A 24,916-nucleotide genomic window follows, 5' to 3' on the forward strand; every position below is an offset into this window, starting at 1 on the left:
CACCGCGCCCCGGACGCGCCCGAGGGCGGCACCTTCCTGGAGGAAGGTGCCGCCCTCGGTCAAGGACGGGTCCGATCCGCGGGGATCAGAAGTCCATGTCACCGCCCGGCATGCCGCCCGGCGCGCCCGCGGCGGCCTTCTCCGGCTTGTCGGCGACGACGGCCTCGGTGGTGAGGAACAGGCCCGCGATGGACGCGGCGTTCTGCAGCGCGGAGCGCGTCACCTTGGCCGGGTCGATGATGCCCTCGGCGATAAGGTCGACGTACTCACCGGTCGCGGCGTTCAGGCCGTGACCCGGGGTGAGGTTGCGGACCTTCTCCACCACGACGCCGCCCTCAAGGCCGGCGTTGACGGCGATCTGCGTCAGCGGGGCAGCCAGGGCCTTGCGGACGATCTCGGCACCGGTGGCCTCGTCGCCGTCCAGCTCCAGCTTCTCGAAGACGCTGCCGGCCTGGAGCAGGGCCACGCCACCACCGGCGACGATGCCCTCCTCGACGGCGGCCTTGGCGTTGCGCACCGCGTCCTCGATGCGGTGCTTGCGCTCCTTGAGCTCCACCTCGGTGGCGGCACCGGCCTTGATGACGGCCACGCCGCCGGCCAGCTTCGCCAGACGCTCCTGGAGCTTCTCGCGGTCGTAGTCCGAGTCCGAGTTCTCGATCTCGGCGCGGATCTGGTTGACGCGGCCCTGGACCTGGTCGCTGTCACCGGCACCGTCGACGATCGTGGTCTCGTCCTTGGTGATGACGACCTTGCGGGCGCGGCCCAGCAGGTCCAGACCGGCGTTCTCCAGCTTGAGGCCGACCTCCTCGGAGATGACCTGGCCACCGGTGAGGATGGCGATGTCGCCGAGCATGGCCTTGCGGCGGTCGCCGAAGCCCGGGGCCTTGACGGCGACGGACTTGAAGGTGCCGCGGATCTTGTTCACGACCAGCGTGGACAGGGCCTCGCCCTCGACGTCCTCGGCGATGATCAGCAGCGGCTTGCCCGACTGCATGACCTTCTCCAGCAGCGGAAGGAGGTCCTTCACCGCGGAGACCTTGGAGTTGACGATGAGGATGTAGGGGTCCTCGAGGACCGCCTCCATGCGCTCCATGTCGGTCGCGAAGTACGCCGAGATGTAGCCCTTGTCGAAGCGCATGCCCTCGGTGAGCTCAAGCTCCAGACCGAAGGTGTTGCTCTCCTCGACGGTGATGACGCCTTCCTTGCCGACCTTGTCCATGGCCTCGGCGATGAGCTCGCCGATCTGGGTGTCGGCGGCGGAGATGGACGCGGTGGAGGCGATCTGCTCCTTGGTCTCGACGTCCTTCGCCTGCTCCAGCAGCGCACCGGAGACGGCCTCGACGGCCTTCTCGATGCCGCGCTTCAGAGCCATCGGGTTGGCGCCGGCGGCGACGTTGCGCAGACCCTCGCGGACGAGAGCCTGGGCCAGGACGGTCGCGGTGGTCGTACCGTCACCGGCGACGTCGTCCGTCTTCTTCGCGACCTCCTTGACGAGCTCGGCGCCGATCTTCTCGTACGGGTCCTCGAGCTCGATCTCCTTGGCGATGGAGACACCGTCGTTGGTGATCGTGGGGGCGCCCCACTTCTTCTCAAGGACGACGTTGCGGCCCTTGGGGCCCAGGGTCACCTTGACGGCGTCGGCGAGCTGGTTCATCCCGCGCTCAAGGCCGCGCCGGGCCTCCTCGTCGAACGCGATGATCTTGGCCATGTGAAGTGGTCCTCCCGGACTTATGGGGTCTCCCCTGCTCGAACGCAGTTGAGAGCTTGGGGAAGGATTGCCTCGGACCGCGCTGGTGCCCGCGACGGACGGCCTGCGCACCGGGTGGTTCCCTGCTCCACCCGGTCTGCGGGCCTCACCGACGAGGTCCTTCGTTGTCACTCTCGCTCGTAGAGTGCTAACGCCAATGATTAGCACTCGGCCTATGAGAGTGCAAGCGCCTCACGCCGAGACAGGGCCTTCGGACCACTCCGCCACCGCGCCCCGCAGGGCCGTTCCGCCCCTCTGACCGCCTCCCGGGCGCCCCTGCGGCGGCGGCCGGCGGTCCACCGGCCCCGCGGCCCCACCAGGCGCCCCGGCCGGCCCCGTTGGGGCCACGCCGCACCGCCTGCGGCCCGCCGGCCCTGTTCGCCGACCGACGCCTCCGCCCCGGCCCGGCGACGGCCGCTCCCACGCCTCCGGCACGGGCCCGGACACCTCCGGCGGCAGACCGCCCCAGCCCGACCCCGGCCCCCGGGCAGAGCCCCGACACCCCCGCACTCCGCGCCCATCCCGCACCCGCCGCCCGACACCCCGGCTCCGCACCCCGACCCGGCACCCGGGACCCGGGACCCGGCACCCGGCACCCGGCACCCGGCACCCGGCACCCGGCACCCGGCACCCGGCAGGATCGTGTGCCGCCCGCAGGGCCCCGCACGGCCGGCCGCCGACCAGGGCCGGCCGCGGGGCCCGACCGTCGCCCTCAGGGCCCCGCACGGCCGACCGCCGACCACAGGGCCGGCCGCGGGGGCGCCGGGCATGACGGAGGGCTCGGCTCCACGTGGGAGCCGAGCCCTCCGCTCGATTCTGGTCGGCCGAAACGCGTTGCGGTCAGGCCGTGAGCTTGACCATGTCAGCCTGCGGCCCCTTCTGGCCCTGCGAGATCTCGAACTCGACCCGCTGACCCTCCTCCAGGGTGCGGTAGCCATCCATCTGGATCGCGCTGTAGTGCACGAATACATCCGCACCACCGTCGACCGCGATGAAGCCGTACCCCTTCTCCGCGTTGAACCACTTGACGGTGCCCTGAGCCATGCCTAACTCCCCTATTACTGGCCCTTGCACAGGACCGCACTTCGCGGACCCGGGTCAGACCTCGCTCACCGACAGGAGTGAGCGTGCGCCGGAACGCGTCGACCGCGGCTGAATGTATCTGCCCAACTGCCCTCTGCAACAGGTCAATCGGACGAGAATTCCGAGCACCAGTGATCGGAAAAGGTGGCTGAAATGACAACAAGCCAGGGCAAGTCGGGCCGGTCAAAGCGCGCAAAAGCCGCATCACGCGAAGGCATTTTGGCTTCATCTTGTCGTGCTCGGGCGCATTCACATATGCGCGTGGCACAGGCGGCGACGGGGGCTTCCCCAACTCTATCGCGCCTAACCATGCAGAATTGCCCCCTCCGCTTTTTGCGGAGGGGGCGTGGCGGGGTACTGCGGAGGGCCGTCCTGCGGTCAGCAGCCGCCGGCGACGGCCGGGATGATGGAGACGCCGGCACCGTCCGGGGTGGCGGTCGCCAGGCCGCCCTCGAAGCGCACGTCGTCGTCGTTGACGTAGACGTTCACGAAGCGCCGCAGCTGGCCCTGGTCGTCCAGCACGCGGGCGGCGATGCCCGGGTGGTTCTGCTCCAGGGACTGGATGACCTCGGCGAGGGTGCCGCCCTCGGCGGGCACCTCGGCCTGGCCGCCGGTGTAGGTGCGCAGGATGGTGGGGATGCGGACGTTGACGCTCATGTGCGGGTCTCCGGGGGTGCTCAGGTGGGCGGGGTGCTCAGTGGGCCAGACCGGCGGCGCGGAACGCGTCCAGGCTGGGGCGGATCGTGGCGGTCGGACCGGTGGACGGGGAGACCGCGTCGAGGGTCTTGAGGCCGTCGCCCGTGTTGAGGACGACGGTGGTGAGGGCGGGGTCGAGGACGCCGTTCTCGATCAGCTTGCGCGTCACGCCGACCGTCACGCCGCCGGCCGTCTCGGCGAAGATGCCCTCGGTGCGGGCCAGCAGCTTGATCGCGTCGACGACCTGCTCGTCGTTCACGTCCTCCACGGCGCCGCCGGTGCGGCGGGCGATGTCGAGGACGTACGGGCCGTCGGCCGGGTTGCCGATGGCCAGCGACTTGGCGATGGTGTCCGGCTTCTGGGGCCGTACGACGTCGTGGCCGGCCTTGAAGGCGGCGGAGACCGGGGAGCAGCCCTCGGCCTGGGCGCCGAAGATCTTGTAGGGGCGGTCCTCGACGAGGCCCAGCTTGATCAGCTCCTGGAGCCCCTTGTCGATCTTGGTGAGCTGGGAGCCGGAGGCGATGGGGACGACGATCTGGTCGGGGAGGCGCCAGCCGAGCTGCTCGCAGATCTCGTACGCGAGGGTCTTGGAGCCCTCGGCGTAGTACGGGCGGAGGTTGACGTTGACGAAGCCCCAGCCCTCGCCGATCGGGTCGCCGATGAGTTCGCTGCAGAAGCGGTTGACGTCGTCGTAGGTGCCCTCGATGCCGACGAGGTCGCCGCCGTAGACGGCGGCCATGACGACCTTGCCCTGCTCCAGGTCGTGCGGGATGAACACGCAGGAGCGGAAGCCGGCGCGGGCGGCCGCGGCGCCCACGGCGCCGGCGAGGTTGCCGGTGGAGGAGCAGGACAGGGTGGTGAAGCCGAAGGCGCGGGCGGCCTCCAGGGCCTGGGCGACCACGCGGTCCTTGAAGGAGTGGGTGGGGTTGCCGGAGTCGTCCTTGACGAACAGGCCGCCGGTCACGCCCAGTTCGCGGGCGAGGTTGTCGGCCTTGACGAGCTTGGTCCAGCCGGGGTTGAGGTTCGGCTTGTCGGCGACGTCGGCCGGGACGGGCAGCAGCGGGGCGTAGCGCCAGATGTTGGCGGGGCCGGCCTCGATCTGCTTGCGCAGGCGCTCCGGGTCACCGGTCGGCAGGTCGTAGGCCACTTCGAGGGGGCCGAAACACTGCTCGCAGGCGAAGATCGGGCCGAGGGCGAAGCGCTCGCCGCACTCGCGGCAGGAGAGGCCGGCGGCGGGCCCGAGGTCGACGGAGGCGGCACCGGAAGCGGCGGCGGAGGTGCTGGTGGTGGGTGCGTCGGTCTGCACAGCCATGGGAGGCGAGGCCCTTTCTCCTCATCTTTCTCACTGGCGCGTTTCGCCATGAGACGGATTTGGCACCTTCCCTAGCCGTGGCCTCGCGGGGTGCGAGCTGACGGCTGGAGGGTTGCCGGGGCTTCATCGGGCCGTATCCCTCTGCCCCTCTGGATGAGCGGTGTGAAGTTGTCGGCGCGGGACACGGTGGCCGGGGCGGACCCGGCATGCGGGCGTCCTGCGCGTTGTTCAAGACTGTAACCGAAGGGGTGGATGCCTGAGATAGGCGTCCGACTCGCGAGATGGATCACAACGCGGTCCGGACGGCCGAGGACGAGGAGTGGCGCGGGTGCTGGAAGAGGTGGAGCGCTGGCTCGACCGGCGGTCCTGGAAGGCGGCCGACCGGCCGGTCGACGTGCTGCTCGCCGCCAAGCGGGCGCAGGGCACGACGGTGAGCGTGGTGCTGCCCGCGCTGGACGAGGAGGCGACGGTCGGCGAGATCGTCGCGGTCATCCGCCGGGAGCTGATGTCGGAGGCGGTGCCGCTGGTGGACGAGCTGGTGGTGGTCGACTCGGGGTCGGCGGACGCCACGGCGAAGGTCGCCGCGGAGGCCGGGGCGCGGGTGGTGGCCAGGGACGACGTGCTGCCGCGGATACCGGCCGTGGCGGGCAAGGGGGAGGTGCTGTGGCGGTCGCTGCTGGTGACGGGCGGGGACGTGGTGTGCTTTGTGGACGCGGACCTGCGGGAGTTCAGCGCGGACTTCGTGACGGGCATCGTGGGCCCGCTGCTGACGGACCCGGACGTGGCCTTCGTGAAGGCGATGTACGAGCGGCCGCTGGGCGCGGGTCCGGCCGGCGGGCAGGGCGGCCGGGTGACGGAGCTGGTGGCGCGGCCGCTGCTGAACCTGCACTGGCCGCAGCTCGCGGGGTTCGTGCAGCCGCTCGGCGGGGAGTACGCGGCGCGCCGCTCGCTGCTGGAGCGGCTGCCGTTCCCGGTGGGGTACGGGGTGGAGCTGGGGCTGCTGGTGGACGCGCTGCACACGGTCGGTCTGGACGCGTTGGCGCAGGTGGACGTGGGCGTGCGGCTGCACAGGCACCAGGACGACCGGGCGCTGGGGCGGATGGCGGCGGCGATCTACCGGACGGCGCAGGCGCGGCTGACGCGCGGGCACCTCGTACGGCCCCGGCTGACGCAGTTCGATCGGGGCGAGGACGGTTTCGTGCCGCGGACGCACGCGGTGGACACGGAGGAGCGGCCGCCCATGCGGGAGGTGGCGGAGTACACGCAAAAGCGCCGCGTGGCTTGATTTCCGTACGTTTGAGCGTTTCTGCTTGCGGCTAGGTTCGTGTCCATGGCTTCGGAGACGGCGAACGGTACGGCTTACGGAATTCTCGTGGCTTCGAACCGGGGCCCGGTCAGCTACGCGCTGCGGGGCGACGGTTCGCTGGAGGCGCGCAGGGGCGGCGGCGGGCTGGTGTCGGGCCTGTCCGCGATCGGCCCGGACGCGGGCGCGCTGTGGGTGTGCGCGGCGCTGGGCGAGGGCGACCGGGAGGCGGTCCGGCGGGGCACCGGCGAGGACGGCGTCCGGATGCTGGACATCCCGTCCGAGGTGCAGGACGCGGCGTACAACGGGATCGCCAACTCGGTGCTGTGGTTCGTGCACCACATGCTGTACCAGACGCCGCTGGAGCCGGTCTTCGACGCGGGCTTCCGCAGGGACTGGGAGGCGTACCGAGCGTACAACCGGGCCTTCGCCGAGGCCCTGGCCGCCCAGGCGGCGCCGGGCGCGGCGGTGCTGATCCAGGACTACCACCTGGCGCTGACGCCGGGCATGCTGCGCGAGCTCCGCCCCGACCTGCGGATCGGCCACTTCTCGCACACCCCGTGGGCGCCGCCGGACTACTTCGGGATGCTGCCGGACGACGTGGCGGAGGAGCTGCTGCGGGGCATGCTCGGCGCGGACCGGCTCGGTTTCCTGACCCGCCGGTGGGCGGACGCCTTCGCCGCGTGCTGCGACCGGGTGGTCGGCGGCACCGGCGGCACGGAGCTGGGCGTGCACGGGCTGGGCGCGGACGCCGACTTCCTGCGGGGGCGGTCGCGGCAGCCGGACGTGGCGGAGCGGATGGAGCTGCTGCGCGACCAGATCGGCGACCCGTCCCGCAAGGTGATCGTCCGAGTGGACCGCACGGAGCTGTCGAAGAACATCGTGCGGGGTCTGCTGGCGTTCCGGACGCTGCTGGAGGAGCGTCCGGAGTGGCGTGAGCGGGTGGTGCACATCGCGTTCGCGTACCCCTCGCGGCAGGACCTGGAGGTGTACCGCGCGTACACCGCGGAGGTGTCCCGGCTGGCGGACGAGATCAACGCGGAGTTCGGGGTGCCGGGCTGGACGCCGGTGGTCCTGCACGTGAAGGACGACTTCGCCCGCTCCCTGGCGGCGTACCGGCTGGCGGACGTGGCGCTGGTGAACCCGATCCGGGACGGCATGAACCTGGTCGCCAAGGAGGTCCCGGTGGTCTCCGACGCGGGCTGCGCGCTGGTGCTGTCGCGGGAGGCGGGGGCGCACGAGGAGCTGCGCGAGGACGCGGTGGTGGTGAACCCGTACGACGTGACGGCGACCGCGCGGGCGCTGCACGAGGCGCTGACGATGCCGGAGGCCGAACGGGCGGAGCGCACGAAGCGCCTGGCGGCCGCGGCGACCGCGCTGCCGCCGCAGCGGTGGTTCCTCGACCAGCTGGAGGCCCTGCGGGCCCTGCGGGGCTGAACGGGCCGGGGCGGGGCGGGCACTCGTCCGGGCGATGCTCCGGGGACCCGGGCAGCCGCCGGTGCACGCTGGTGCTATGCCTGCTCGTGTCATGGCTCGTGGCAGGGATGTCGCATGGCAACCGCACCTGACGACTACCGCGTCGTCGCGGACCCGGAGCGCGCTCTCAAGTACGCGATCCAGCGCAAAGGGGTGCGAAGGCTCTGCTGCCCGACCGGACGCTCCTGGTGAGGGAAGTGACCTCCGAGTCCGACGGCGACACGGACCGGGTCGTCAAGCGGAAGCGGTGCGCGGAGTACGGCGCGCCGCTGTACCTGCTGGTCGACCTGCGGGAGCGCAGCGTCACCCTCTTCTCCGAGCCCGGTCCGCTCGGTTACCCGCGGGTGTGCGGGAGCGCAGCGTCACCCTGTTCTCCGAGCCCGGTCCGCTCGGTTGCGCGCGGGTGGACGGACCGCACCCGTACGGGACCGCGGTCCGTCTTCCCGAGCCGTTCGGCATCGAGCTGGACACCTCGTCACTCGGCTAGCCCGCGCGCCAGGGCGCCCAGGAAGCCGACCACCGCCTCGGGTCCCGGGAGGGTGAGGTCGGCGCGGGTGGCGAGTTCCAGGACCTCGTCGCTGCCGCTGCACAGCAGCAGGCCGGGGACGCCGTCGCGGCGGAGCTTCTCGACGGCCGCGTACGCGGGCAGGTCGCCCAGGTCGTCGCCCGCGTAGAGGAGGGCCCCGGCGCCCGTCTCGCGGGCCAGGTCGGCGACCGCCCTGCCCTTGTCCATGCCCGGTGGGCGCAGCTCCAGCACCATGCGGCCGGGTTCCAGGACGAGGCCGTGGCGGGCGGCCAGGTCGGCGAGGCGCTCGGCCAGGGCGTCGAAGGCGCGCTGCGGGTCCTCGGCGCGGCGGGTGTGGACGGCGACCGCGCGGCCCTTCTCCTCGACGGCGACGCCGGGCCCCGCGCCGCTGCGCTCCAGCACGCGGGGCAGGTCGGCGCGGGCGGCGGCCACGCCGGGGTGCACCGGGGCGGCGCGCACCTCGCCGGTGGCGGCGTCCCAGCGCTCGGCGCCGTAGTGGCCGAGGACCACGAGGCGCTCCAGGCCGGGGACCCCGGCGAAGCCGCCGTAGCGGACGGCGACCTCGGCCGGGCGGCCCGTCACCACCGCCACGGCAGCGACGTGCCGCGCCAGCGCGGCCAGGGCCGGTACGGCGCCCGGGTGGGCGCGGGCCTGCTCGGGGTCGGGGACGATGGGGGCGAGGGTGCCGTCGAAGTCGACGGCGACCACGGCCTTGCCGGGGTGCGCCAGGATCGCGGCCAGACCCGCCCGGCCCTCGGCGGTGGCGGGGCGGGGCAGATCCGGCGCCGGGTGTTCCGGAATCGTGGACATGTGTGCGTATCTATCCACAACCCGTGCCCCCGACACCCCTACCGGCGGGACTCCCGCAGCGCGCGGACCCGGCGCAGGCGGTTGACCGTGACGGGGTCGTGGGCGAGCGCCGCCTCGTCGTCCAGCAGGGCGTTGAGGACCTGGTAGTAGCGCACGGGCGACAGTTCGAGCTGCTCCCGGATGGCGCGCTCCTTGGCGCCCGGCCCCGGCCAGGAGCGCCGCTCCATCGCCAGGACCGCGCGCTCGCGCTCACTGAGCGGGCGGGGGCGCGCCGGCCCCTGCGGTTCCTCGGCGGTCATATCAGCAAACTTACGACACCCCGCTGACACCGCCGCGCGGGGCGGCGCGGACGCGGGCCGCCGAGGCCGGCCCCCGCGCGGCCCGGGACGGGGCGGGCGCGGCGGGCTGCCCGCAGGGCGAGGCGCCCGACCCGGCCGGGAGGCGCACCGGGCCAGGAGCCCCCGGGATCCGGGGCCTCGCCGGGCCGTGCGCAGCCCAGGCGGGCGAACGGCGGCCTGCCCCGGCGCGGAACCAGGGTCGGCGCTGACCGCGGTCGCCCTGGCGCGACCCGGCTCTGGGCGCGGGCCGCCGGGTGCGGCATGCCGTGCCGGGACGGCGGCCGGTCAGTCCTCGTCGGCGGACCGGGACTCCGCCGTGCGGGCGTCCGTCGCTATGTCCTCCAGGACGGCCTTCGGGTTCCCGTCCGGGGCGACGGCGCGGCCGATGTTCTTCTTGATGCTCTCGCTGACCCTGGCCCAGGACTTCTCGCCGACCGGGTACAGCTCGGAGCCCGGCATCTGCTCCAGGAAGGGCTTGAGGGCCGCGTGCTTCTTGTCGGCCTCCATGGCGTCGCCGGCGGTGACGGTGACGGGCAGCAGGTCGTAGCGGTCGGAGAAGGCCAGCACGTTCTTGTCCTCGTAGACGTAGTCGAGGAAGGCGCCGATCTCCTTGCGGTGGCCGTTCTGCTTGAAGGCCATCATCCAGTCGGCCACGCCCATGGTCGCGGTGGGTTCGCCGTCGCGGCTGGGCAGCGGGACCTTGCCGACCTTGATGCCGGCCTTCTCGGCGGTCTCCATCAGCGTCGGGTGGCCGTTGAGCATGCCGACCTCGCCCCGTACGAAGGCGTCGAAGGCCTGCTGCCGGTCGAGCTTGCCGGGGGCGACGGGCCCGGTCAGGCCCTCGCCGACCAGTTCGTCCTTGAGCCACGTCATGGTGGCCACGTTCGCGGGCGAGTCGAGCTGGTACGCCGTGCCGGTGGTGTCGCGGTAGCCGCCGCCCCCGCTGAGCAGCCACATCATGGTCTCGGCCTGCGACTCCTCGGAGCCCAGCGGCAGGGCGAAGGGGTACGTCACGTCCTTCGCCTTGAGCTTCTTCGCGGCCTTCTGCAGCTCGTCCCAGGTCTTGGGCGGCTCGGCGCCCGCCCGGGTGAAGAGGTCCTCGTTGAAGAACAGCAGGCGGGTGCTGGCGCCGAAGGGCATGCCGTACTGCACGCGGTCGACCTCGCCCGCCTGGCGCAGCAGGGGCTGCCAGTTCGACTGGGTGGGCACGGAGACGAGGTTCTCGACGGGGTAGAGCTTGCCGGCGCGGGCGTAGTCGGCGTAGGCGCCGATCTGGGCGAGGTCGGGCGCCTCGCCGCGGGCGACCATCGCGGCCACCTCGCGGTCCACGTCCTTCCAGGACAGGACGGTGACGTCGATCTTCACGCCGGCGTGCTCGGCCTCGTAGGCGCGGGCGAGATCGTCCCAGTACTTCTTCGAGGTGTTGGCCTCGCCGCTGCCGTAGTCGGCGGCGACGAGCCGGAGGGTGACGGTGTCACCGGCCCCGTCCGCCCCGCAGCCGGTCAGTGTCAGCGTCGCCGTGACGCCCAGTGCGGCCAGCGCCGCGGTCAGTCCCTTGTTGCGGCGTCGCTGCACGGCCGTCCCACCCTCATCCAAGCTGCGTTTTCGCGTTCACCGGAAGGATAAGAGGTCTACACCTAGGTCTAAACCACGGGGTGCACCGGGATTTGTAAGGCGCGACAACAATCCTCGTCAAGTGGACTAGACCTTTAGCGCCGCTCGGGCGACACTGGGTCCCGTGGAACACGTCATCGCCCTCGATGTGGGCGGCACCGGGATGAAAGCCGCCCTGGTAGGGGCGGACGGTTCGCTGCTGTACGAGGCACGCCGCCCCACCGGGCGCGAGCGCGGCCCGGGAGCCGTCGTGGAGTCGATCCTCGGCTTCGCCGCCGACCTCCTCGCGGTCGGCGAGGTGCGCTACGGCGTGCGCGCCGCGGCCGCGGGCGTCGCCGTGCCCGGCATCGTCGACCCCGGCGAGGGCGTCGCCGTGTACGCCGCGAACCTCGGCTGGCGGGACGTCCCGCTGCGCTCCCTGCTGGGCGAGCGGCTCGGCGGGCTGCCGGTCGCCCTCGGCCACGACGTGCGCGCCGGCGGGCTCGCCGAGGGCCGCGTCGGCGCCGGGCGCGGCGCGGACCGGTTCCTGTTCGTCCCGCTCGGCACCGGCATCGCGGGCGCCATCGGCATCGGCGGCTCCATCGAGGCGGGCGCCCACGGCTGCGCCGGCGAGATCGGGCACATCGTCGTCCGCCCCGGCGGCCCCGCCTGCGGCTGCGGGCAGCGCGGCTGCCTGGAGACCCTGGCGTCCGCCGCCGCGGTGAGCCGCGCCTGGGCGGAGGCGAGCGGCGAGCCCTCCGCGGACGCCGCCGACTGCGCCAAGGCCGTCGAGGCCGGCGACCCCGCCGCCGTACGGGTGTGGACCACCGCGGTCGACGCGCTCGCCGACGGCCTGGTGACCGCCCTCACCCTGCTGGACCCGCGCACCCTGATCATCGGTGGCGGGCTCGCCGAGGCGGGGGAAACCTTGTTCACACCCCTCCGGGCCGCCGTCGAGGAGCGCGTGACGTTCCAGAAGCCGCCCTCCATCGTGCCCGCGGCCCTCGGGGACACCGCAGGCTGCCTGGGCGCGGGGCTCCTCGCCTGGGACCTCCTCGCGACCGCCGTACCCGGCGGCCCCGCCGCCACCGACTCGGAAGGTAACGCCTGATGGCCGCTCACGACCCCCTCAAGGTTCTCGCCGGCGCCCGCGTGGTGCTGCCGGGCGGGATCGTCGACGGCGGCCGGGTGGCCGTCCGCGGCCGCACCATCGAGAGCGTCACCGGACCCGCCGCCGACCCGGCGGGTCCGGCACCGGCGGGCACGGGAGAGCCGGGGGAGCAGGCGGGCGCGGGGGAGCAGGCGGGCGCCCCCGCGCTGGACCTCACCGGGCACTGGCTGGTCCCCGGCTTCGTCGACCTCCACAACCACGGCGGCGGCGGCGCGTCCTTCACCTCGGGCAGCCTGGACGACGTGCTGCACGGCATCCGCACGCACCGCCTGCACGGCACGACCACCCTCGTCGCCTCCACCGTCACCGGCGACCTCGCCTTCCTCGCGCACCGCGCCGCCGAACTGTCCGAGCTGGCCGAGCAGGGCGACATCGCGGGCATCCACTTCGAGGGCCCGTTCATCTCCCCCTGCCGCAAGGGCGCCCACAGCGAGGCGCTGCTGCGCGAACCGGACCCGGCCGAGGTGCGCAAGCTGATCGACGCCTCCCACGGCCACGCCCGCATGGTCACCCTCGCCACCGAACTGCCCGGCGGCCTCGACTCCGTACGGCTCCTCGCCGAGCACGGCGTCATCGCGGCGGTCGGCCACACCGACGCCACGTACGAGCAGACCGTCGAGGCGATCGAGGCCGGGGCGACCGTCGCCACGCACCTGTTCAACGCCATGCCGCCGCTGAACCACCGCTCCCCCGGCCCCATCGCCGCCCTCCTGGAGGACGAGCGGGTCACCGTCGAGCTCATCAACGACGGCACGCACCTGCACCCCGCCGCCCTGGAGCTGGCGTTCCGCCACGCAGGCGCCGGGCGGGTCGCGTTCATCACCGACGCCATGGACGCGGCGGGCTTCGGCGACGGCGTCTACCACCTCGGCCCGCTGGAGGTGGAGGTGAAGGACGGCGTGGCGCGGCTGGTGGAGGGCGGCTCCATCGCCGGGTCCACCCTGACGCTGGACACCGCGTTCCGCCGGGCGGCCACGATCGACGGGCTGCCCGTCGAGGACGTGGTCAGGGCCCTGTCCGCCAACCCGGCGAAGCTGCTGGGGCTGTACGACCGGATCGGCTCCGTGGAGCCCGGCAAGGACGCCGACCTCGTCGTCCTGGACGCCGACTTCGCCCTCAAGGGCGTCATGCGGCGCGGCGAATGGGTGGTTGAGCCCCAACTGGGGTGAATCTCCGAGCGGATTGCGGTGAGGCGGCCGGCCCCGGGGACTGGGCTGGCCGCCGCACGTTTGGCATGATCGTGCACCGCAAATTTTCCGGGCCGGACACCTCAGGGAAACCGGTCCATGACTCTCGGGGGTGGTGGAACCGGTGATCCTCACGGTCACGCTCAACACCGCGCTGGACCTCACCTACACGGTCCCGGCCCTCGTCCCGCGCAGCGCGCACCGGGTCGCCGAGGCGGCCGAGCGCCCCGGCGGCAAGGGGGTCAACGTGGCGCGCGTGCTGGCCGCACTCGGCCACGAGGCGGTCGTCACGGGCTTCGCGGGCGGCCCCACGGGCGAGGTGCTGCGCGGTCTGCTCGCCCCGCTGCCCGTGCGGGACGCACTGGTCCCGATCGCGGGCACCACCCGCCGCACGGTCGCGGTCGCCGACACGGCGAGCGGCGAGGCGACCCGGTTCGACGAACCGGGCCCGGCCGTCTCCTCCGCCGAGTGGGCGGCCCTGCTCACCGCGTACGACGCGCTGCTGCCCCGGGCCCGGGCGGTCGCCCTGTGCGGCAGCCTGCCGCCGGGCGTCCACGTCGGCGCGTACGCCCCTCTGGTGCGCCGCGCCCGCGCGGCCGGCGTCCCGGTGCTCCTCGACACCAGCGGGGAACCCCTGCGCCGCGGCATCGCCGCCCGCCCCGACATCGTGAAGCCGAACGCGGCGGAGCTGGCCGCGCTGACCGGCGGCCGCGAGCCGCTGCGCGCCACCCGGGACGCCCGCCGCCGGGGCGCGCACGCGGTGGTCACCTCCTCGGCGCGGACGGCCTGCTGGCCGTCACACCGGACGGCACGTGGCGCGCGGAGCCCCGTCCCGCCTGGCGGGCAACCCGACGGGCGCCGGCGACGCGGCGGTGGCGGGCCTGCTGTCCGCCCTGGTGGAGGGCCTCCCCTGGCCGGACCGCCTGGCCCGCGCCGCGGCACTGGCCGCGGCGGCGGTGCTGGCGCCCGTCGCGGGCGAGTTCGACCCGGGCGCGTACGCCGACCTCGGGCCCCGCATCGCGGTGACGGAACAGGCCGCGGCGGCCTGAACCGCCGGCGGCGGGCACGGCACGAGCCGCCCCCGCACGGGTGCGCCCTCCCGGTCCACCGGGAGGGCGCACTGCCGACCTGCCGCCGCCGGGGGCGCGGGCGCCGGGGCTAGCTCTTCTTCCGCACCTGACCGCGCTCGATCCAGACCTGGTCGAGGTACGCCTCACACGTGTTGCCCTGCTCGCAGGACATCCTCAGGGTGTTCTCGCCCTTGTCCAGCTGCATGTACGAGAACGTGTGCGTCCAGCCCTTCTCCCAGTCGCCCTCCGGGGCGTTGGCGAAGTTGGACATGTTGATCTCGCGCGGCGCACCGCCGTTGACCGTGAGGGAGGTCTTGGCATCCCGGCCCGGTACGGCGTAGGTGAGGAACAGCGTGTACCAGCCGTCCTCCGGCACGTCGACCTTCCAGCTGGCGGCGCCGCCGACACCGTTGAACATGACGTACGCGCCGCCGGTGCCCTTCGCGCCCGGCAGCTCCTTGCCCAAGGCAGCCGGCGGCGTCAGCTCCAGGGTGGCCGCGTCGCGCTTGGGGAGTTCGCCGCCGGCGGGGCCGGAGCCGGAGGGCTGGGGGCTCGGCGCGTCCTCGGGCTGCGAGGCCGCCGGGGCCGGCGGCGTGGGCCGCGCGTCGGCGTTCTTGTCCTCGGAGTCCTTGGTGAGCAGCGCCACCGTGATACCGGCCAGCACGACCAGGACCACCGCGACCGCGCCGATCAGCAGGCCCCGCGTGTTGGGGCCGCCGCCGCGACCGCCGCGACCGCCCTGCGGGGGCACCGGCCGGGTCGGCGCGCCGCCCGGGTACGTCTCGGGCGCGGCGTACTGGGCGTGCGGCTGGCCGTACTGCTGCGGAGGCTGCTGGCCGTACTGCTGAGGGGGCTGCGGCTGGCCGTACTGGCGTTCACCGACGGCCCTGACCTGGTTGTACGAGGTGCGGGGCCGCCCCGGCTGCGGGGCTGCGGCGGGACCGGGGTAGCCGTAGCCGCCCTGGCGCTGCGCCTGGGCACCCGATGCCTGGCCGTCGGCGTACAGGTAGCCGAAGGGATCGTCGTCCTCGGGCGTCCCCGTGCCGTTGCCGCTGTTACCGGCAGCCATCCCTGCCTCACTCCTCATCCGTGCTCGCGAGGGGTCACCGACCTCGGCGAGCCTACCCCGAACGGGGGACCGCGGCGGGCCGCGAGGGGCCCGCCGGTGCTAGCCGGCCCTCCGGTGGACCTTGGCACGGGAGCGCTTCTCCATGTACATCCGCTGGTCGGCGGAGTTCAGCACCTCCTCGACGGACATGCCGCACTCCGCCCAGCCGATGCCGAAGCTGGCACCGACGCGGACCGCCCTGCCGTCCACCCGGATCGGCGGGATGATGCCGTTGCGGAGCCGTACGGCCAGGTCGGCGGCGTCCGCGGCGCCGAGCCCGTCGGCGAGGACGACGAACTCGTCACCGCCCAGCCGCGCCACCGTGTCGCCGTCCCGGACCCCGGCCGTCAGCCGCCGCGCCACCTCGATGAGCACCGCGTCGCCGGTGTGGTGCCCGAACCTGTCGTTGATCGACTTGAAGCCGTCCAGGTCGCAGAAGAGCACCGCCAGGCCCTTGGTGCCCTCGTCCGGGTCGCCGCTCGGCGCGACCGCGTGCACGTGCGCGTCGTACGGGGCGCCGGCGGACGACGGATCGAAGTCGAAGCCGTCCCCGCGGTAGCCGTACTCGTAGTCGTGGTCCGAGTCGTAGGCGGCGGCGTCCACCGCGTAGCCGCCCTCGTACGCGGCGGCGTCCGCCGCCGTCGCCCGCACGGGCCGGCCGCCCGGCCGGGAGCACAGCCGGGCGCTGAGCCGGGCGCGCAGCTCGGCGCTGTTGGGCAGGCCGGTCAGCGCGTCGTGCGAGGCGCGGTGTGCGAGCTGGAGCTCGTGGCGCTTGCGCTCCTCGATGTCCTCGATGTGCGTGAGGAGGAAGCGGGGGCCGTCCGCCGTGTCCGCCACCACCGAGTTGCGCAGCGACACCCAGACGTACGAGCCGTCGCGCCGCGCGAGCCGCAGCTCGGCCCGGCCGCCCTCGGCCGAGGTGCGCAGCAGCGTGCCGACGTCCTCCGGGTGGACGAGGTCGGCGAAGGAGTAGCGGCGCATCACGGACGCGGGCCGCCCCAGCAGCCGGCACAGCGCGTCGTTGGTGCGCAGGATCCGCCCGTGCTGGTCGCCGCCCATCTCGGCGATGGCCATGCCGGAGGGGGCGTACTCGAACGCCTGCCGGAACGACTCCTCGCTGGCCCGCAGCGCCTGCTGCTCCCGCTCCAGGCGGACCAGCGCGCGCTGCATGTTTGAGCGCAGACGCGCGTTACTGATCGCAATGGCGGCTTGGGAAGCATACATTTGCAGCGCTTCGCGCCCCCAGGCGCCCGGGCGGCGGCCGTTGCGGGGCCGGTCGACGGAGATGACACCGAGGAGCTCGCGCTTGCCGCCGGAGGAGTACATCGGGGCGTAGAGCCGGTCGCGGGGGTGCCACTCGTCCTCGAAGCGGGGTTCGGGGCCGTCGGTGTGCCACTGCGGCACGTCGTCGTCTATCAGCACCCAGCCCTCGGTGTGCGGTATGAACCGCAGGTCGCCCCACGCCTCGCCCATGCCGAGGCGGCGGTCCCAGGAGGCGCGCGAGCCGACCCGGCCGGTGATCAGCGCTTCCGCCGCGGCGTTGCCCGCGAAGGCGGCGACGACCAGGTCGCCGTCGGGGCGGACGAGGTTCACGCAGGCCAGCTCGTAGCCGAGTCCGGTGATGACGCCGTCGGCGACGGTCTGCAGGGTGTCGGCCAGGCTGCGGGCCGTGTTCAGGGTGGCGACGACCTGGTGCAGCTGCCGCAGGGTCGCAAGACGGACGTACGGCTCCGACTCGGTCTCCATCGTTCGCTCTCCCCGAGACCTCGACAGCAACAACTCCAGGCGGTGTGATCGGCATACATGTGTGCGGCGCACGGCCACTGAATCACAGCGAGCTGTGCACTCGGTACACAGGGTCAACAATTACTGCGCTCTGTGACTCAAGTCACACAAGGTGAGGTCCAGCCCCATGGTGCTCCGTCGATTGCCCGAAGGGTTAGTGAACGCAAATCGCCCCGGGTCCTAGGACCGCGGCGGGGCCCGGACTGGTTCCCCGGCCCGATGCGACCGGGTGGCGGGCGAGGTTAGCGTTTCGGGTGTGTCGCCAACAACCCGCACCCCGCTGCCCGTGCCCGCCGCCTCCGCCCCCGCTCCGGGGGATGCTGAGGAGGTGAGCCCCGACGACTTCCGCGCGGCGATGTCCCGGCTGGCCGGGGGCGTGGTCCTGGTGACGGCCGTCGAGCCGCCGCTGGGCGCGGACGGACCGCCCGGCGAGGACGCCGGCATGACCGCGACCGCGTTCGTGTCGGTCTCCCTGGACCCGCCGCTGGTGATGGTGAGCGTGCGGTCCGGCTCCCGCATGGACGACCTGCTGGCGGAGCAGCCCCTGTGGGCGGTGTCGGTGCTGGCCGATGACCAGCGGCAGGTCGCGGCCCGCTTCGCGATGAAGGGGCGGCTCAGCGACCGGCTGCTCTTCGCCGACCTGCCGCACACGCGCGGCGAGCGGTCGGGGGCGCCGCTGGTGGAAGGGGCGCTGGCGGTCCTGGAGTGCCGCACGGAGCAGCGGGTCGAGGCGGGCGACCACACACTGGTCGTCGGACGGGTGCTGTCCGCCGCGTCGCCCCGCGGTGAGGGCTCGCCCCTGCTGTACTTCCGCGGCCGCTACCGCCACCTGGGGTAGGCCGCGCCTCCGGGGCGGCTCGCGCCTCCGGCCGGTCCAGCCGCGCCTCCGGGGGTCGGCTCGCGCCTCCGGCCGGTCCAGCCGCGCCTCCGGGGCCCCGCCTGACCGTCTTCCTCCGGCGGAAGGACGCCCCCGCGGCCACCTCCGGCGCGGGGCCGGGGTCGGCTCCTCCCGCGGCGGACGCGGACCCTCTCTCGGCGCGGGCGCCCCGCCCGGCCTCACGCGTCCCGCGCACCGAGCGACCCCGCCGGCCTTCCCCGGGCGGGCGCGTCGCGTCCGGCACCGCCGGGCAGAGCGGCTTCCCCGCCGACCCTCCGCCGGCACCGGCGAACCGTCCGGCCCCACCGGGCAGTGCGGCCCCCGCCCCGCAGTCCCCGGGCGGGCGTCACGTCCAGTCGCGGGCGGAGCGGCCGCGCTTGGTCTGCGCCCGCTGCTTCTTCTCGCGCAGCCTGCGCTCGTTGATGCCCTTCGGGATCCGCGTCGGCTTGCGCGGCTTCGGCGGCGGCGCCGTCGCCTCCGCCAGCAGGGACGCGAGGCGGACCGCCGCGGTCTCGCGGTTGCGCCACTGGGAGCGGTGCTCCGAGGCCCGTACGGTGACCACCCCGCCGACCAGGCGCCCGCCGAGCCGCTCCAGCGCCCGCTGCTTCCACACCGGGGGCAGCGCCTCCGTGCGGGCGAGGTCGAAGCGCAGCTCCACCTGCGAGTCACTGGTGTTGACGTGCTGCCCGCCGGGCCCGGACGACCGGGAGAAACGCCACATCAGCTCGGCCTCCGGGAGGACGACCGAGCCGCGGATGGGGTAAGGACCGGGCATGCCCCCATGGTCGCGTCCCGGGCGTGTTCGCGTCATCCTGTTTTCGGACCGGCCACACCGCCGCGCGGCCGGTCCCGGACCGGGCGCACCCCGCCTGCACGGCCCGTTTCGGGTCGGACGCACTCAGCTGGAACCAGCGCGGCACCGACGACGTTAAGTGCAGTGACGCACTCACGTGACTGAAAGGGACTCCCATGGCTGTAAGCCTGTCCAAGGGCGGCAACGTCTCGCTGACCAAGGAGGCCCCGGGTCTGACCGCCATCACGGTCGGCCTCGGCTGGGACGTCCGGACCACCACCGGCACCGACTTCGACCTGGACGCCTCCGCGATCGGCGTCGACGCGTCCGGCCAGGTCGCCTCCGAAGCGCACTTCGTGTTCTTCAACAACAAGTCCACCCCCGACGGCACCATCGTCCACACCGGTGACAACCGCACCGGCGAGGGCGGCGGCGACGACGAGCAGATCAACGTCAACCTGGCGGGCCTGCCCGCCAACGTCGACAAGATCGTCTTCCCGGTCTCCATCTACGACGCGGCGTCCCGCGGCCAGAACTTCGGCCAGGTCCGCAACGCCTACATCCGCGTCGTCAACCAGAACGGCGGCGGCGAGATCGCGCGCTACGACCTCAGCGAGGACGCCGCCACCGAGACCGCCATGGTCTTCGGCGAGCTGTACCGGAACGGCGCCGAGTGGAAGTTCCGCGCCGTCGGCCAGGGCTACGCCTCCGGCCTGGAGGGCATCGCCCGCGACTTCGGCGTGAACGTCTGACCCGCACCCCAGCGGTGTGGCCCCGGCGGCGGTCCGCGCGCCGGGGCCCTACTGTGGCCGCATGATCGTGGAACCGCTGGAGCTCGGCGAGGAGGCAGCCCTGCCCGGGCAGCTGCTCACCGAGCTGACCGCGCTGTACGCGTCGAACCGGGAGTTCCAGCAGCTCAGCGGGGAGTTCCCGGATCCGGCCGACATCACGCCCGAGCAGGTCGCCACCTCCCTCGCGGAGGAGCTGGCGCGGCCGGGCGCGGAGGTGCTGCTGGCCCGTTCGGAGGGCCGCGTCATCGGCATCGCGGTGACGCTCGCCCACCACCCGGACCCCGACGACCCGGACCCGTGGATCGGGCTGCTGATGGTGCACGCCCGGGACCACCGCATGGGCTTCGGCCGGGAGCTGGCGGAGATCGTCGAGAAGCGGTTCCGCGGCCTGGGCCGTACGGGCGTCAAGCTGGCCGTACTGGACAACAACACCCGGGCCCTGGCCTTCTGGCGCGCCCTCGGCTACCACGAGACCGACCGCCGCAAGGACAGGAAGTCGGGCCGCGACTGCGTCGTGATGCGCAAGGCGCTGTAGGCGCAGCCGACGCAAGGCCCCGTAGGCGCAGCCAGCGCAAGGCGCTGGAGGCGCAGCCGGCGTGAGGCGGCGTGCGCCCGGTGTCGCGGACGCCGGTGCCGGGTGCGCCGGGCAGCCGACGTGCCGGGTACGCGGCTCCGGGCCGCCGGGGGCCCGCCGGCCCGGAGCGCCGCGCCCACCCGCCGTCAGGGTCGTGCCGGCTTCGTCCCGCCGTACAGCCAGGTGTCCCACAGCTCCGCCAGGTCCCGGTCGGCGCGGGCCTCGGCGTAGCGGGTGAAGTCCTCCGTCGACGCGTTGCCGTGGCGGTGCTCCGCCGCCCAGCCCTTGAGGATCGCGAAGAAGACCTCGTCGCCGACGCTTTCGCGCAGCTTCTGCAGGACCATCGCGCCGCGGCCGTACACGGGCGCGTCCGAGATGTGCTCCGGTCCCGGCGGCTCGGCCGGGGGGAAGGCCCAGTTGGCGTCGTCAGCGAAGGCCGCTTCGTGGGCCTGCCGCGCGGGCGTGCCCGCGAGGTCCTCCGCGTACAGCCACTCGGCGTAGGTCGCGAAGCCCTCGTTGAGCCACATGTCCCGCCATGTCTCCGGCGACACGGAGTCGCCGTACCACTGGTGGGCCAGCTCGTGGACGAGGACCGGCTCGGTGAACGCGTCCTCGGGGAACACCGGCCGCGTCTGGGTCTCCAGGGCGTAGCCGATGTCCTCCGCCCGCTCGACGATCACCCCGGTCGAGGAGAACGGGTACGGCCCGAAGCGCCGCTCCCCCCACGCCACCGCGTCCGGCAGCCGGGCGAGGACCTGGCCGGTGCCCCCGCGGCGGGCGACCGAGGAGTCCACCGCGGTGAGGACGGGCAGTCCCGACGCGGTGCGGGACGTCTCCACCTCGAAGGCGCCGACGGCCAGCACCGCGAGGTAGCTCGCCATCGGCTCGGCGGTCCGCCACGTGGTGGTGGTGGCGCCGTCGGCGGCGGTGCGGGTGCTGGTGAGCTCGCCGTTGGAGACGGCCCGGACGCCCTTCGGGACGGTGATCCGCAGCTGGTACGCGGCCTTGTCGGAGGGGTGGTGGTTGCCGGGGAACCACGCCATGGACCCGGTGGGCTGGCCGACGGCCAGGGCGCCGTCCGCGGTCGGCAGCCAGCCCTCCTGCGAGCCGTCCGGGTCGGTGACCGTGCGGGGCGTGCCCGAGTAGCGGACGACGGTGCGGAAGGTGGCGCCCTTCCCGATGTCGTCGCGCGGCCGCAGGGTCAGCTCGTGTCCGGCGCGGCGCACGGAGGCCGGGTCGCCGTCGACGGTGGCGCCGTGCACGGTGAGCCCCGCGAGGTCGAGGTTGAAGGCGCTGAGGTCCTCGGTGGCGCGGGCGGTGATCTCCGCGGTGCCCTCCAGGTGCCGGGCGCGCGGGTCGTACGCCAGGGTGAGGGCGTAGTGGCCGACGTCGTAGCCGCCGTTGCCGAGCCGCGGGAAGTACGGGTCGCGCAGGCCCGCCGCGCCGGGCTCCCCGCACCCCGCCGGTGCAGCCCGCGAGCGCCGCGCCCAGCAGGAGCAGGGCGGCGGCGCCCGCGGCGGCGGGGCGGCGGCCGGCGGGGGTGCGGGGCCGGGTCCGGTACACCCGGCGATGGTAAGCGGAGCGGGTCAGTCGGCGAGGGCGGCGGCGCCCGCCCGGGCGTACTCCTCGTCGAGGCCGCCGCTGGGCGCCCCCGCCACGCCGATGCCGGCGACGGGCGCGCCGGAGGCGGTGACGGGCACGCCGCCGCCGAGGAAGAGGGTGCCCGGGATGTCCTTCAGGTTCGGTGCCGACTCCAGGCGCTCGACCAGCACGGACGTGGGCGCGTTCCAGGACACGGCGGTGAACGCCTTGCGCTGCGCCGACTCGTACGACTGCGGGCCCGCGCCGTCGCCGCGCAGGACGACGAGGGTGTTGCCGTTGCGGTCGACGACGGCGACGGTGACCCGCTGACCGTCCTCGGCCGCGGCCTTGAGGGTGGCCTGGGCGGCCCGGGTCGCGGCGTCGACGGTGAGGTGGGTGGTACGGGTGAGGTCGTCGCGGTCGGTCACGGACACGGCGGCCGCGGGCTTGGCGGCGGCGGGCTCGGCGGCGGCGGGCTCGGCGGCGTTCGCGGACAGGGCGCCGACGGTGCCGGCGGTGAGGGCGGCGGCGACCGCGCCCCCGGCGAGGACGCGGGCGCGCAGGGACGTCTGCTTCTGCTGCTTGTGCATGGCTGGCTCCGTGAGGTGTCGGGCGGTCCGAGAGGGCCGCGTGCGGCTGCCGCGGGGCGCGGGGCCGATCCGCCGCGTCCCGCCGCACTTCCCGATCCTGCGGCTCTGACCTGGGGTTTCGCGTCAACGGAGGGGGTGACAGCGGGGTCAGCCGATCGGTTGATGCCGAATCGCCAGGCCCGGCGGAGGATGGGGGCGTGCACGTGGAGCGGCAGGAGCGGGAAGTGGACGCGCGGTGGTTGGCGTGGGTGATGCACGCCGCGTTCTTCGCGCTGCTCGTCTCGTCCCTCGTACGGTTCCTGCTGCGCCACCCGTGGGAGGACCGGGGCCTGTGGGTGGTCGCCCTGTCCGCGGTGCTCGCGCTGCTGTACGTGCTGGAGCCGCGGATCGCGCGCCGGCGGACGGTGTGGCTGGTGGCGGTGGTCGCGGTGTGGATGGTGCTGGTGGTGCTGGCGCCGAGTTTCGCGCTGTGCGCCGTGCCCCTGCTGTACACCGGCCTGCGCACGCTGCCGCCGCGCGCCGCGCTGCTCCTGGTCGCGCTGCTCACCGTGTTCGTGGTGGCCGCGCTGCAGAAGCTCGCCGACGACGGCGTGGACCCGGTGCTGCTCGCCGCGCCGCCCGCCGCGGCGGCCATCGCGACGGCCGTGTTCGTGCAGGCGCAGCGCCAGGCCGACCGGCAGCGGGCGCTCATCGACGACCTGATCAGGACCCGCAGGGAGCTGGCCGCGACGGAGCGGCGCGAGGGCACGCTGGCGGAGCGGCAGCGGCTGTCCATGGAGATCCACGACACCCTCGCGCAGGGCCTGTCGAGCCAGCGCATGCTGCTCCAGGCGGCGGAGCGGACCTGGGACGGCGATCCGGCGACGGCCCGCCGCCACGTCCGTACGGCCGCGTCGATCGCGGAGCACAACCTCGCGGAGGCGCGCCGGTTCGTGCACGACCTGGCGCCCGCGGACCTGGCCGGCGGCGGGGACCTGCCGCAGGCGCTGGCGGCCCTCGCGGCGCGCGAGACCGCGTCGGGCGGCGTGGAGGTGCGGGTGCACATCGAGGGCGCGGCGGGACCCGGCACCCTGCTGCCCGCGCCGGTCGCGTCGGCCCTGCTGAGGATCGCCCAGGGCGCCCTGGCGAACGTACGGGAGCACGCGGGCGCGGCCACGGCGGCGCTCACCCTGACGTACCTGGACGACCAGGTGGTGCTGGACGTCGCGGACGACGGGCGCGGCTTCGCCCCGGCGGCGGCTCCGGCGCGGGACGGCCGGGGCCACGGCCTGCCCGCGCTGCGCGCGCGGGCGGCTTCGCTGGGCGGCACGCTGGCGGTCGAGTCGGCACCGGGCGAGGGCACGGTGCTGTCGGCGGCGATCCCGCTGCGCGGCCCGGCGGCGGCGAGGGAGGAGGCACCGTGAAGGAGGTACGGGTCCTGCTGTGCGACGACCACGCGGTCGTGCGCGCCGGACTGCTGGCGCTGCTCGCCAGCGAGCCGGGCCTCACGGTCGTCGGGGAGGCGGGCGGCGGCGAGGAGGCGGTGGCGGCCGCCGCGAAGCTGCGGCCCGACGTGGTGCTCATGGACCTCCAACTGGGGCCCGGCACGGACGGGGTGGAGGCCACCCGGCGCATCACGCAGGCGTCGTACGCGCGGGTGCTGGTCCTCACCACGTACGACACGGACGCCGACATCACGCGCGCGATCGACGCGGGCGCGACGGGCTACCTGCTGAAGGCGGAGCGCCCGGAGGAGCTCTTCGCGGCGATCCGCGCCGCCGCCGAGGGCCGCACCGCCCTGTCGGCCCCGGTGGCGGGCCGCGTCATGAACCGGGTGCGGGGCGCGGCGGCCCCCGCGCTGACGGCCCGCGAACGCGACATCCTGGGCCAGCTGGCCCGGGGCCTCGGCAACCGCGACATCGCCCGCGCGCTGTTCATCAGCGAGGCCACGGTGAAGACGCACCTGGGCCGCATCTACACGAAGCTCGGCGTGGAGACCCGCGCGGGCGCGGTGGCCCAGGCGAAGGAACAGCGCCTCCTGCCCTGACCGCCCCACGCGGGGGAGGCAACGGCCCATGCCTTGCCCGCCCGAGGCGCGGACCGCCCACCCTGGCCACGGACCGCGCCATGCCCTGCCCGCCACCTGCGCCCGGAACGGCCGCCTGCCCTGGGCGGGGGCCTGCCCTCGGCGGAGGCTGCTCTGGGCGGGGGCCTGCCCTCGGCGGAGGCTGCTCTGAGTGGGGGGCCTGCCCTGGGCCGCCGCCTGCGCGCGGCGCGGGGCGGGTGGGCGGGGGCCTGCACTGGGCGGGGCGCCTGCACTGGGCGGGGCGCCTGCACTGGGCGGGGCGCCTGCACTGGGCGGGGCGCCTGCACTGGGCGGGGCGCCTGCACTGGGCGGGGGGCCTGCACTGGGCGGGGGGCCTGCCCTCAGCGGAGGCTGCTCTGAGCGGGGGGACCTGCCCTGGACGGGGGCCGTGCGTCGGGGGCCGCCGTGGCCGCGGGCCCTCGTCCGGGAGCCCGCCGTGG

Annotated in this window: 20 protein-coding genes, 3 pseudogenes and 1 riboswitch; of the genes and pseudogenes, 11 read left to right on the forward strand and 12 right to left on the reverse strand. The window is 74.2% G+C overall.

The genetic code is table 11. The features are described from left to right. Positions 1 to 85: 85 nt before the first annotated feature. From groL to thrC, 4 genes are all read right to left on the reverse strand, one after another. Positions 86 to 1,708 (reverse strand): chaperonin GroEL, encoded by a 1,623-nt coding sequence (gene groL / locus L6E17_RS15500; RefSeq protein WP_236241376.1) that lies wholly within the window; start codon positions 1,706 to 1,708, stop codon positions 86 to 88. A gap of 879 nt (positions 1,709 to 2,587) precedes the next feature. Then, entirely contained in the window at positions 2,588 to 2,791 is a 204-nt protein-coding gene (locus tag L6E17_RS15505; protein WP_003953467.1) for a cold-shock protein, read from the reverse strand. A gap of 417 nt (positions 2,792 to 3,208) precedes the next feature. After that, entirely contained in the window at positions 3,209 to 3,487 is a 279-nt protein-coding gene (locus L6E17_RS15510; protein ID WP_236241377.1) for a MoaD/ThiS family protein, read from the reverse strand. Between the two features lie 37 nt (positions 3,488 to 3,524). Beyond that, positions 3,525 to 4,838 carry a threonine synthase gene (gene thrC / locus L6E17_RS15515; RefSeq protein WP_236241378.1) on the reverse strand — a complete coding sequence of 438 codons (1,314 nt, stop codon included), beginning with the start codon at positions 4,836 to 4,838 and terminating at the stop codon, positions 3,525 to 3,527. 18 nt (positions 4,839 to 4,856) lie between these two features. Next, a riboswitch (SAM riboswitch) is annotated at positions 4,857 to 4,998 on the reverse strand. A 168-nt stretch (positions 4,999 to 5,166) separates the two neighbouring features. Between thrC and L6E17_RS15520 the strand changes: the two genes are divergently transcribed. The 3 genes and pseudogenes from L6E17_RS15520 to L6E17_RS15530 form a co-directional block, all read left to right on the forward strand. Further along, the gene (locus L6E17_RS15520; RefSeq protein ID WP_236241379.1) at positions 5,167 to 6,123 is read left to right on the forward strand and encodes a glucosyl-3-phosphoglycerate synthase; all 957 of its coding nucleotides are present in this window, start codon (positions 5,167 to 5,169) and stop codon (positions 6,121 to 6,123) included. Positions 6,124 to 6,168: 45 nt separating this feature from the next. Continuing rightward, positions 6,169 to 7,578: a trehalose-6-phosphate synthase gene (locus tag L6E17_RS15525; protein ID WP_236241380.1), complete on the forward strand. Its 1,410-nt coding sequence runs from the start codon at positions 6,169 to 6,171 to the stop codon at positions 7,576 to 7,578. Between the two features lie 188 nt (positions 7,579 to 7,766). Further along, positions 7,767 to 8,104: pseudogene (locus tag L6E17_RS15530) on the forward strand (Uma2 family endonuclease); the annotation flags it as partial. On the opposite strand, the gene otsB reads toward L6E17_RS15530, so the two are convergent. The 3 genes from otsB to L6E17_RS15545 all read right to left on the reverse strand — a co-directional run bounded on the left by otsB (position 8,093) and on the right by L6E17_RS15545 (position 10,866). Further along, positions 8,093 to 8,953, reverse strand: coding sequence for a trehalose-phosphatase (gene otsB, locus L6E17_RS15535; protein WP_236241381.1), 861 nt, complete (start codon positions 8,951 to 8,953; stop codon positions 8,093 to 8,095). The pseudogene L6E17_RS15530 and the gene otsB overlap by 12 nt on opposite strands. A 38-nt stretch (positions 8,954 to 8,991) precedes the next feature. Next, complete coding sequence (locus tag L6E17_RS15540; protein WP_236241715.1) at positions 8,992 to 9,252, reverse strand: DUF3263 domain-containing protein; 261 nt, start codon at positions 9,250 to 9,252, stop codon at positions 8,992 to 8,994. Between the two features lie 324 nt (positions 9,253 to 9,576). Continuing rightward, on the reverse strand, positions 9,577 to 10,866 hold the full coding sequence (locus L6E17_RS15545) for an extracellular solute-binding protein (RefSeq protein WP_236241382.1): 1,290 nt from the start codon (positions 10,864 to 10,866) through the stop codon (positions 9,577 to 9,579). Positions 10,867 to 11,029: 163 nt separating this feature from the next. Between L6E17_RS15545 and L6E17_RS15550 the strand changes: the two genes are divergently transcribed. From L6E17_RS15550 to L6E17_RS15560, 3 genes and pseudogenes are all read left to right on the forward strand, one after another. Further along, complete coding sequence (locus L6E17_RS15550) at positions 11,030 to 11,995, forward strand: ROK family protein (RefSeq protein ID WP_236241383.1); 966 nt, start codon at positions 11,030 to 11,032, stop codon at positions 11,993 to 11,995. Further along, a complete protein-coding gene (nagA, locus tag L6E17_RS15555) occupies positions 11,995 to 13,224 on the forward strand; it encodes an N-acetylglucosamine-6-phosphate deacetylase (RefSeq protein WP_236241384.1) in 1,230 nt (409 codons plus the stop codon). Before L6E17_RS15550 ends, nagA begins: the two co-directional genes overlap by 1 nt. A 133-nt stretch (positions 13,225 to 13,357) precedes the next feature. Continuing rightward, a pseudogene (locus L6E17_RS15560) lies at positions 13,358 to 14,291 on the forward strand (1-phosphofructokinase family hexose kinase). 109 nt (positions 14,292 to 14,400) lie between these two features. On the opposite strand, the gene L6E17_RS15565 reads toward L6E17_RS15560, so the two are convergent. Further along, positions 14,401 to 15,381 (reverse strand): carbohydrate-binding protein, encoded by a 981-nt coding sequence (locus L6E17_RS15565; protein WP_236241385.1) that lies wholly within the window; start codon positions 15,379 to 15,381, stop codon positions 14,401 to 14,403. Between the two features lie 99 nt (positions 15,382 to 15,480). Beyond that, positions 15,481 to 17,166, reverse strand: coding sequence for a diguanylate cyclase CdgB (gene cdgB / locus L6E17_RS15570; RefSeq protein ID WP_236241386.1), 1,686 nt, complete (start codon positions 17,164 to 17,166; stop codon positions 15,481 to 15,483). 295 nt (positions 17,167 to 17,461) lie between these two features. Between cdgB and L6E17_RS15575 the strand changes: the two genes are divergently transcribed. Beyond that, positions 17,462 to 18,043: a flavin reductase family protein gene (locus L6E17_RS15575; protein WP_236241387.1), complete on the forward strand. Its 582-nt coding sequence runs from the start codon at positions 17,462 to 17,464 to the stop codon at positions 18,041 to 18,043. A 385-nt stretch (positions 18,044 to 18,428) separates the two neighbouring features. Here L6E17_RS15575 and arfB read toward each other — a convergent pair whose 3' ends face one another. Further along, positions 18,429 to 18,857 (reverse strand): alternative ribosome rescue aminoacyl-tRNA hydrolase ArfB, encoded by a 429-nt coding sequence (gene arfB, locus L6E17_RS15580; RefSeq protein WP_236241388.1) that lies wholly within the window; start codon positions 18,855 to 18,857, stop codon positions 18,429 to 18,431. 194 nt (positions 18,858 to 19,051) lie between these two features. Here arfB and L6E17_RS15585 point away from each other — a divergent pair, with 194 nt between their 5' ends. Both L6E17_RS15585 and L6E17_RS15590 read left to right on the forward strand, forming a co-directional pair. Next, a complete protein-coding gene (locus L6E17_RS15585) occupies positions 19,052 to 19,627 on the forward strand; it encodes a TerD family protein (RefSeq protein ID WP_236241389.1) in 576 nt (191 codons plus the stop codon). A 61-nt stretch (positions 19,628 to 19,688) separates the two neighbouring features. After that, the gene (locus L6E17_RS15590; protein WP_236241390.1) at positions 19,689 to 20,201 is read left to right on the forward strand and encodes a GNAT family N-acetyltransferase; all 513 of its coding nucleotides are present in this window, start codon (positions 19,689 to 19,691) and stop codon (positions 20,199 to 20,201) included. Positions 20,202 to 20,386: 185 nt separating this feature from the next. Here L6E17_RS15590 and L6E17_RS15595 read toward each other — a convergent pair. Continuing rightward, positions 20,387 to 21,740 (reverse strand): annotated as a pseudogene (locus L6E17_RS15595) (M1 family metallopeptidase). Positions 21,741 to 21,826: 86 nt separating this feature from the next. Then, complete coding sequence (locus L6E17_RS15600; RefSeq protein ID WP_236241391.1) at positions 21,827 to 22,411, reverse strand: heme-binding protein; 585 nt, start codon at positions 22,409 to 22,411, stop codon at positions 21,827 to 21,829. 251 nt (positions 22,412 to 22,662) lie between these two features. On the opposite strand from L6E17_RS15600, the gene L6E17_RS15605 reads away from it, so the two are divergent. Together L6E17_RS15605 and L6E17_RS15610 are read left to right on the forward strand one after the other, a co-directional pair. Beyond that, positions 22,663 to 23,814 carry a sensor histidine kinase gene (locus L6E17_RS15605; protein ID WP_236241716.1) on the forward strand — a complete coding sequence of 384 codons (1,152 nt, stop codon included), beginning with the start codon at positions 22,663 to 22,665 and terminating at the stop codon, positions 23,812 to 23,814. After that, positions 23,811 to 24,437: a response regulator transcription factor gene (locus L6E17_RS15610; protein WP_236241392.1), complete on the forward strand. Its 627-nt coding sequence runs from the start codon at positions 23,811 to 23,813 to the stop codon at positions 24,435 to 24,437. The genes L6E17_RS15605 and L6E17_RS15610 overlap by 4 nt, the downstream gene beginning before the upstream one ends. Positions 24,438 to 24,916 lie beyond the last annotated feature (479 nt).

This window comes from Streptomyces sp. CC228A (assembly GCF_021390935.1).
In the GTDB taxonomy this organism is placed as follows: Bacteria; Actinomycetota; Actinomycetes; order Streptomycetales; family Streptomycetaceae; genus Streptomyces.